Genomic DNA, 8,491 nt, shown 5'->3' with positions numbered 1-8,491 from the left:
ATTGTTATTTTTACGTTGTAATTAGATATGAAGACCGGATCGCGGTTCGAAATTAGATCCCGTGGACAATCTTTGACTTCTTTCTATAGCATTATTTTTGCCTGTTTACACCACGATAATAGGCGAGAGCCGGAACAGGTTACCTGGGTTTGTATAAAAAACTTTGCACATGTTTATTAAAAGCCTGCCATCGGAAATAAGAAAAATGTAATGTCGCATAATGTATATTATGTTTATATAAATATTAATTATAAATAACAACATGATACCTGTCAATTGTTGATAGTTGTCTTAAAAAATAACTTCTGATTTTTTTATTGATTTTCTAGATGACTGGATGCTCAAACTCAGCTTGCGTTTGGAGATCGTTCAAAGGTATCCCGGTTTTTTACGCTTCTTTTTTACCGGGCCTATTGTTCAGGATGGCATTCCATTTTTTTCTATTTCCAGTGATTTTTGACCGTAGGCTAGCCTGATAAAACAGGCACATTCACAATTTGGCTGAGTTTCATGGGCAATCAAGAAAAGTTATTAAGAAGAATATTTTTATTCCTTTTCAAAAAAAATACGTGATATGGATATGATACCTGAAAAAAAACTTGAAAACGGATTTTCCCTGCCCGTCTTCTCCATGAGGCGTAGAAAGAACCTTCTGGAAAACCTCGGGGCCCTCGACTGGACAACGGAACCGGCTGATATTGAAGAACTGCGTTCCACTTTTCCAGGGCAGAAAAAAATTTCAGACAGGGAACCACTGCTGTGAGCTCTGAAAAGTTATAATATCTTGGAATTACCCCCGATGCAAGCAGCTACCCTGTATAGCCCACCACTGAAAATGCATCCGTTTTTCCCTGAACCCGATGAAAAAATTCACTCCGGGAAAAGATCCAGGGGAATTACCTGTGAATTTCCCCCCTGGACAGTGAAGCAAAAAGCCCGAAGACGCACAACACGCTGAAGAGGAGAAAGGTCCTGCTGATGCTGAGTTGCAGCAGGGGGTAAAGATCAGGGGTAATGGCATGGCTACCCACATGGAGTGAGAGGAAGAGGGTGGCAATTCCCATGGACATGACCTGACCCAGAACACGCATGGTTCCCGAAGATCCTGCAGCAATACCAAGATGACGTGGTTCCACTGAACCCATGATGGCATTCATATTGGGAGATGAAAAAAGGGCAAAACCGAATCCGAGAACAGCAAGGCCGGTCAATATAAGAAAAACGGGGGTATCACCATCCAGAAAACTGAAGGAAAACAGCATAAGGACAGTTATTCCCATACCGATGGAAGCAGGAAGCCGCGGTTCGACACGATCGGAAAGACGTCCCGCCCAGGCCGAGAAGAGGGCCATCACGAGGGGTTGGGCAATAAGAATCATACCGGTGGTTTTAGCATCCATCCCCTTGATATACTGAAGATAGAAACTGAAAAGAAAAACAAGAGCAAAAGTCGCGCTGTAATGAATCAGGGCTGCCGCATTGGAGAGAGCAAACACCCTGTTCTTCAGAAACAGATCGACCTGGAAAAGGGGATCCGTAACCCTTCCCTGCCACCAGACAAAGGCAGACAGGCCAGCGCAGCCACCCACGAACAACAACAGCCCGGAGGCCTGCTGCAAGATAGAGATACCATAAATAATAGCGATAAGAGAGGGAGTATAAAGAAAAACCCCGACATAATCATAGCCTTCTCCCGCGGCATCCGCCCATTCACCTTCCAGAAAAAAGAGCAGGAATAACAGGGGCACAGCCCCCATACAGAAAATGGCAATAAAAAGAGAACGCCAGCCAAAATAATCGGTAAGAAGTCCGCCAATAAATGGACCGCTCATAAGGCCGATATAGACTGCCGTAACGGCTATTCCTATAACCTTTCCACGTTGCCCGGGTGGAAAAACCGAGGTCAGAATGGCCATGGATGTTCCAAAGATCATCCCACCTCCCAGTCCCTGCAGCGTTCTGAAAACCAGCAGGAAAATAATATCCGGTGTAACGGCGCAGGCAAGGGAACTGAGTGCGGAAAGTGCAAGACCGAAACCCATAATTTTTTTCCGGCCGACAATATCGGCTAACCTTCCCATGGGCACCAGGGATACACCGGCGGCAAGAAGATAGGCGGTTGCCACCCAGCTGAGGAGAACTGCACTGATTCCCTGTCCGCGAAAGCCCGCCTCAATGGCCGGCAGGGCAACATTGACGGATGAGATCATAAAAGGTGTAATAAAAGAACTGATGGTGGAAACGGTCAGAGTTGAGCGCTGAGTCCTGTTCATACGTAGTTCACTTTCCTGCATCGGTAACATGCCGTGTAATTGCTCACAGGTAATAAAATCACAGAGTTGCTACCCGTGTGAGCAATTACAATGCCGTTAATTCAAAGGCACCTTGAAAAATTACAATTTTCGTTCGAAGTCAGGAAACAGAGAAATTAATAAGCGCAGACTCCGAACTTGCCAATTGCAGGATTCAGGTGCTAAAATAAAGGGAAGGTAATAAAACTGCACAGGAAAAAACATGACACGAACCACGCAATCCCGTCAGGTGCAACCCCTTCTCGTTGCGGCATCCGTTGCATTTACCATGGGAACAGCATTATCCATCTTTGTGCTGAACCTCAGACTGCCCGGTCATATCTGCAAAGCTCTGCTTCTGCTGGCCCTTGCCCTGGCAATTTTCGGCCTCGGTGAATTCCTGAATCATCCAAGAAGGAGAGTGATTACACCTGAAACAGTAAAAGGAACACAGGAACCACAGTTTTACAGAAAACGAAAAACATGTGGACTTGGCAACCTTCTGGATATCTGTGCAATAATCACCCTCTTTCTCGCCCTCTCGGCCTTTCTTTATCCCCACTGATACAAAGTGCGGTAATCACAGCGCATCCCGCATTCCCCACCCGACTACTCAAGTTCCACCCTCAAGAGCATCAGATCGGATCCGGCCTCTTCCACAACAGTAAGTTTCATACCCCGGCTCTTTTCGTTGCCGCGCGCCAGCACATCAAAACCAAAAGTGAAGGAATCCACTACGATACCGGCATCTCTACCGACACCTACTTCGGCCATAATTATCCTGTCGGCTCCATGCTCATCAAGAAGATCGAGTAACTGATCATACAAACCCTGGGCTAGAGAAAACTCATGCATAAGCAGTGTATCAGTCGTTTGGCCGGGAATCTACATTATATTTAAAATAAGACGAACAGATACCCTCATCGGAAATCATACAGGGACCAATTGGATTATGGGGGGTACAGGCCATACCGAAAGCGGGACAGTCCGGTGGCAGACCACGGCCGGAGATGATGGCATTGCACTGACAGAGACACTGTTCGTGCCCCTGGGAAAACCTGATATTAAACCGCTTTACCGCATCAAAAAGAGACAGCTCATCACGGATAACAAATCCGCTCTGTTCAATGGACCCCAGTCCCCGCCAATGAGTGTCCACGGCGAAAAAGACTTCAGCAACCATTTTGCGAGCCTTCCTTTTTTCTTCCGATGAGTAGATAAATGCAGAAGTATCATCGAAAATCGACTCTCCATTTCTTATCTGTTTCACAAGACTGACAAGACCTTCGAGAATATCAACTGCTTCAAAACCGGCAATAAAACAGGAAAGATTATGTTTTTTGGCCAGAACCGTATAGGCTTCCGTATCGGAAATTGTGTTAATGTGGTCTGAACAGAGCAACCCCTGGATATTGAGTTCGGGATCATGCATTAACAGGTCAATGGTTGGCGGCAGCAACCTTATGGAAGGGATAACACAGAAATTGTCTAGCCCTATACGGGCTGCCTCCAGAATTGTCTCGGCAACGGAAGGGGCAGTGGCCTCAAATCCCACCGCCGGATAAACAACAATTTTATCCGGTTCATTGACTGCTATATCCAGACCATCCATGGGAGCTGAAATAATCTCCACACTGGCACCCTTCTTCATTATGGATTCAAGAGATTCCGTACTTCCCGGAACCCTGATAAGGTCATCACAGGCGGCAGTAATGACATCGGGCTGCAAAGCCACTTTGATAAAAGCATCAATATGACCGGCAGGCATAACACAGACACTACAGCCTGGACCTGCAACAAGGTCCAGATAGCGAGGCAGTTTCTCCCGGATCCCATATCGAAGAATCGCCCGGTTCTGTGTACCGCAGGCAACCATCAACCGTATGGGCCGATCCACAATTTCATGGAGTTCGTCAAACAATTCCTGTTGACGCTCCTCATCCGTTGTCACTTTCCCGCTATTCATTCGACCTACCCTTACACCAGGGTGAATAGATGTATCCACCCGGCTGTTTTGCGTATTCCGGGCAAACAGCCTGACACCCATACAATCAGGCTGTCAACTCCCGGATTGTAAAAGCCGAAAACAGGGACTATTTTTCTGCTTCAGCTTCACTTTTCATGGTCTTGTAGCTCTCGGATTCAACTACTTTTTCCTGCTCGATCTTTTCAATTTCCGCACGGGTCAAGTGAAACTGCCCGCAGGCGGGACATGTCCCGTCAAACTCATCACCCACAGCCCGGGCCTTGAGTTCATCAACTGTCATATGTTCAAGCTTGCCACAGGCACCACTGGGGTTTTCCGCACGCACGACTGCTCGTTTTTTTCCAGCCATAACTCCTTCCTCTCGTCATGCGGTTTTTCCACATATATGAAAAACCGCTTTACAATATACACTATTTGCCCATTGATTGAAATCAATAATGGCGGGAAGCACACCATCTCTTCCCGCCATTATCTCTTTGCAATCAGTTGACTATTCGGTCAATTTCCTTTCCCTTCTTGTCAATGATTGAAACGGAAACAGGAATACCGCCATCCAGGCGGTGAGTTGCGCATGACATTCAGGGGTCATAAGCCCTGACGGCCATTTCCACCTGATTGAGCAATCCTTCGTTATAGACACCGTCAACAATGAGAGATGTCGCTGCCTGCCTGACGCTCATATTCATCGGTGCAATATTGTGGGTGGTACCGACAATGAGGTTAGCCTTGACGATACAGCCGTTTTCATCGGTAGTATAGTCATGAATAAGAGTACCCCTCGGGGCTTCGACAACACCTACCCCTCTTCCTGCCCCGGGCCTGACCCTGGCCCGGACCCCGGGATCGGTAATCCCCTCCCACTCAAGCAGTTCAATGGTCCGCTCACAGGCGTAAACCAGCTCTATCAGTCTTGCATAATGATAAAGCAGAGTCTGCTGAGCCGGACGACCGAAACGTTCCCTGAACTCTTCCAGAGCGGCCTGGGCTTTTGGTGTGGAGATCCTGTCGCAGACATTAATTCTGGCCAGGGTATTGGCCCGATAAATACCTTTTGGCGCGGCAAGGCTCATGTCAAATCCCTCGTCCCACGATTTGGCATAGGGCATCTTTGAATATCCCCAGGGTTCCACATGCTCGCCAAGATAATCGAGATAATCTTCACCTTCGAAATCGGTAAAGGTAGAGTCACTTTTCATCAGCCGCAGCTTTCCGTCGTACAACCTGAGTGAGCCGTCTTCTCGATCCACCGTGCCCAGAAATCCGGTCTTGATCACCCCCAGATCGCTGATCACATCCATATATTTGGCAAAAACATTCTCAATGGCGTAATCAAGGGCGAAGGTGGCAAAATCAAGCAGCGTTCTGGTACCTTCCAGTAATTCCAGCCGCTCCTCTTCCACCATGGGCTTGGCAAACCCGCCCACGACACCGGCAATAGGATGAATGGCTTTTCCGGCAAATTTATCGAGCATCATCTGGCCGAGCTGCCTCATTTTCACCACCTGGGTTGCCAGCTCGGGAGCAGCCTTGACGACTCCGATGACGTTGCGCACAGAATAATCAGCATCAGGGCCCAGGACAAAATCTGGTGCAGCCAGAAAGAAAAAATGAAGAATTTTATCATTTATATGAGCCATCACCTGGCACATTTCCCGCAGCTTATAGCCGGTCTCTGTCGGGGTCACCCCGAAGGCTCCGTCCACCGCCTTGTTGGAGGCCAGATGGTGCATCCATGGACAGATACCACAGATACGGTTGACAATTCGCGGGACCTCTTCCGCCGGTCTGCCCTCAATAAATTTCTCAAACCCGCGCAGCGACTGAATATGGAGAAACGCATCCTCCACATTGCCGTCGTCCCCGAGATGAATGGCAATTTTTGCATGCCCTTCAATGCGGGAAACCGGGGCTATATTCAATACCTTTCCCATCTTATTTTTCCTCCCTATCAACACGCTTTTTCACGGGACGCAGTCTTCCATGGGCTCCGGAAAATCGTAAAATCGAACGACGATCGACAACAGATTTATAGTCAATACCATTACTGGCCAGGGCATTCATCATATCCAGCAGTTGATTACCACCCTTGCGCACCGGCCCGAAACAGCCACGACAGGGCACCCTGGCACTGATGCAACCTGGAGCCCCGCGTTTGGCGCAGCCGGCGGCCGTCACAGGACCCATACACATATACCCCTGCTCCAGCAGACAGCGCATTTCATCAATCGGCCCACCCGGTTTGAAATCGGCATTGGTTATAAATCGTTTCACCTTGCTGACTGCACCTTTACCTTCCCGCCTGGTGGGACAGGTATCACAGACACTTTTACCAGGCAGTACCGGGTCCCGCCCTTCCACCAGGGATACTATCACCTCGGCAATCAGTTCCGGGTTGGGCGGACAACCGGGCAGCTGCATATCGATTTTAACTTTTTCATCACAGGCATAAACCCGGTCAAGCGGTGCAGGCACCTCAATATTCGGTATCTCTGCTCCAGGATCCGTCGAAACGGTACTGAAAATATCCTGCCACCCTTCCTGCTGATTCCAGCCGTTCATCAGGGCAGGAATACCTCCATGGGTGGCGCAGGTTCCCAGAGCAATGAGCACCTTGCATTTTGCCCGCATCTCCTCAAGCACTTCTATATGTTCGTGATTACTTACCCCGCCTGTGACAATTCCCACCACTGCGTCAGGAATGGTCAATGTTACACCCTCCCCGCACTGACCAAAATATTTATGGTCCATCAGAACCGGCGCATGGACGATATCCAGGGTTTCAGTTATAAGCGGAACGAGATCTTCTCCGATATTCAGGATGGCAATCTCACACCCCGAACAGGACCCCAACCACTCCAAAGCGGTAGTTACTCCCATATCTCCCTCCTCTTACACAACCGGGGTCTGTTCACCATTCACAGGACCCAGCTTCTTTATGCGGGTGGTCATCTCCGTCACCGCCTCAACGAACTTGTCCGGCTCGGCAGATGATACCCATGTTAAATTAAAACGCTCTGATTCATAACCGAAATCCTCCATCAGTTCGGCTATCATATCTGAACGATCCATTGCCTTATAATTACCATCCAGGTAATGACATTCACCGAGGTGTCAGCCAAGGACCATCACCCCGTCCGCTCCCTGGGCCAGCGCATCCATGATAAACTCCGGATGAACCATGCCCGAGCACATCACCCGTATAATCCGCACATTGTGCGGATACTGCATCCTGGCAGTCCCCGCGAGATCAGCGGCAGCGTAGGAGCACCAGTTGCAGCAGAATGCAACAATTTTCGGCTCAAAACTCATTTGATCTACTCCTTTATTTTTATCTGAAAATCCGCGACTGAGGGTTGTATTGCCTCAGTCGGAATTTTCATTGTTTTTTTGTGGCTGAACCATAACGTCCAGCCATACCGGCTTTTACTTCAACTCCAACAAATCCTTCTTTCCGGATGGCAGAAGAACTCCGAAAAGAAGGATTTGCGGATTTTCATGCAAATCATGTGGCCAGGGCCGCTCTTATCTGCGCACTGACCTGTTCCATGGTAAAGCCGGCAACGGAAACACCCCGCTTCGGGCAGGTGCCCTGGCATAGTCCACATCCTTTGCACTGGGCCTTGTTAATCCTGATAATTTTGCTTTCCCCACTGCCATTTTCCTCTTTTCTGTCAACAAGGGTAATGGCATTATAGGGGCAGACATCAACGCAGAGTGCGCATCCGTCACAATAATCCTCATCCACAGTCGCCTTGACGGCATCAAGAGAAACTTCCATTTTCGAGAGCAGGGTTACAGCCCGTGACGATGCCGCCAGTGCCTGGGCGACTGACTCATCAACGGGCTTGGGATAATGTGCCAGACCGGCAACAAACATTCCATCCGTGGAAAAATCCACAGGCCGAAGTTTTGCATGGGCCTCCTGGAAGAACCCGTCACCGTCCACGGGAACCTTATAGAGCTGACCGAGTTTTGCAGCGTCCGGCTTCGGTCGAATTGCGGTGGCAAGGATAACCATATCAGCCTTGATTTTCATTGGCCGATGGAGAACATGGTCCCAGACCTCCACATCGATCACCTGACCGTTTTCGGTGACATTGGGTTTTCCATGAAGTTCATAATTAATAAAAATAATACCGAGTTTTCTTGCCTCCTTGTAAAGGGCCTCCCGCTGACCATAGGTGCGCATGTCACGATAAAGAATATAGACATT

At 48.7% G+C, this 8,491-nt stretch carries 10 protein-coding genes; 2 read left to right on the top strand and 8 right to left on the bottom strand.

The features are described from left to right. Positions 1 to 580: 580 nt before the first annotated feature. A complete protein-coding gene (locus ACXLDX_RS04195; RefSeq protein WP_457575938.1) occupies positions 581 to 763 on the top strand; it encodes a hypothetical protein in 183 nt (60 codons plus the stop codon). Positions 764 to 896: 133 nt separating this feature from the next. Here ACXLDX_RS04195 and ACXLDX_RS04190 read toward each other — a convergent pair whose 3' ends face one another. Continuing rightward, entirely contained in the window at positions 897 to 2,273 is a 1,377-nt protein-coding gene (locus tag ACXLDX_RS04190; RefSeq protein WP_457575937.1) for an MFS transporter, read from the bottom strand. Positions 2,274 to 2,514: 241 nt separating this feature from the next. On the opposite strand from ACXLDX_RS04190, the gene ACXLDX_RS04185 reads away from it, so the two are divergent. Then, positions 2,515 to 2,856, top strand: a complete 342-nt coding sequence (locus tag ACXLDX_RS04185; protein ID WP_457575936.1) for a hypothetical protein — start codon at positions 2,515 to 2,517, stop codon at positions 2,854 to 2,856. Between the two features lie 44 nt (positions 2,857 to 2,900). Here ACXLDX_RS04185 and ACXLDX_RS04180 read toward each other — a convergent pair whose 3' ends face one another. The 7 genes from ACXLDX_RS04180 to ACXLDX_RS04150 all read right to left on the bottom strand — a co-directional run. After that, entirely contained in the window at positions 2,901 to 3,146 is a 246-nt protein-coding gene (locus ACXLDX_RS04180; protein ID WP_457575935.1) for a hydrogenase/urease maturation nickel metallochaperone HypA, read from the bottom strand. A 10-nt stretch (positions 3,147 to 3,156) separates the two neighbouring features. Continuing rightward, the gene (gene hypD, locus ACXLDX_RS04175; RefSeq protein WP_457575934.1) at positions 3,157 to 4,257 is read right to left on the bottom strand and encodes a hydrogenase formation protein HypD; all 1,101 of its coding nucleotides are present in this window, start codon (positions 4,255 to 4,257) and stop codon (positions 3,157 to 3,159) included. Between the two features lie 127 nt (positions 4,258 to 4,384). Further along, positions 4,385 to 4,627, bottom strand: coding sequence for a hypothetical protein (locus tag ACXLDX_RS04170; RefSeq protein ID WP_457575933.1), 243 nt, complete (start codon positions 4,625 to 4,627; stop codon positions 4,385 to 4,387). Between the two features lie 133 nt (positions 4,628 to 4,760). Beyond that, positions 4,761 to 6,227 carry a Ni/Fe hydrogenase subunit alpha gene (locus tag ACXLDX_RS04165; protein WP_457575939.1) on the bottom strand — a complete coding sequence of 489 codons (1,467 nt, stop codon included), beginning with the start codon at positions 6,225 to 6,227 and terminating at the stop codon, positions 4,761 to 4,763. Next, entirely contained in the window at positions 6,211 to 7,155 is a 945-nt protein-coding gene (locus tag ACXLDX_RS04160; protein ID WP_457575932.1) for an NADH-quinone oxidoreductase subunit B family protein, read from the bottom strand. Before ACXLDX_RS04160 ends, ACXLDX_RS04165 begins: the two co-directional genes overlap by 17 nt. A 12-nt stretch (positions 7,156 to 7,167) precedes the next feature. Continuing rightward, a complete protein-coding gene (locus ACXLDX_RS04155) occupies positions 7,168 to 7,587 on the bottom strand; it encodes a hydrogenase iron-sulfur subunit (protein ID WP_457575931.1) in 420 nt (139 codons plus the stop codon). Between the two features lie 193 nt (positions 7,588 to 7,780). Further along, on the bottom strand, positions 7,781 to 8,491 hold a 711-nt coding region (locus ACXLDX_RS04150; protein WP_457575930.1), incomplete at its 5' end, for a 4Fe-4S binding protein.

The organism is Desulfomarina sp., from assembly GCF_054039375.1.
The sequence above is the reverse complement of the archived record's forward strand: the minus strand, read 5'-3'. Positions and strand labels throughout refer to the sequence as shown.

Bases quoted from the DNA above. Each gene is read 5' to 3' on its own strand.
- ACXLDX_RS04195 (WP_457575938.1), top strand. From the start codon at position 581: ATGATACCTGAAAAAAAACTTGAAAACGGATTTTCCCTGCCCGTCTTC.
- ACXLDX_RS04190 (WP_457575937.1), bottom strand. From the start codon at position 2,273: ATGAACAGGACTCAGCGCTCAACTCTGACCGTTTCCACCATCAGTTCT.
- ACXLDX_RS04185 (WP_457575936.1), top strand. From the start codon at position 2,515: ATGACACGAACCACGCAATCCCGTCAGGTGCAACCCCTTCTCGTTGCG.
- ACXLDX_RS04180 (WP_457575935.1), bottom strand. From the start codon at position 3,146: ATGCATGAGTTTTCTCTAGCCCAGGGTTTGTATGATCAGTTACTCGAT.
- hypD (WP_457575934.1), bottom strand. From the start codon at position 4,257: ATGAATAGCGGGAAAGTGACAACGGATGAGGAGCGTCAACAGGAATTG.
- ACXLDX_RS04170 (WP_457575933.1), bottom strand. From the start codon at position 4,627: ATGGCTGGAAAAAAACGAGCAGTCGTGCGTGCGGAAAACCCCAGTGGT.
- ACXLDX_RS04160 (WP_457575932.1), bottom strand. From the start codon at position 7,155: ATGGGAGTAACTACCGCTTTGGAGTGGTTGGGGTCCTGTTCGGGGTGT.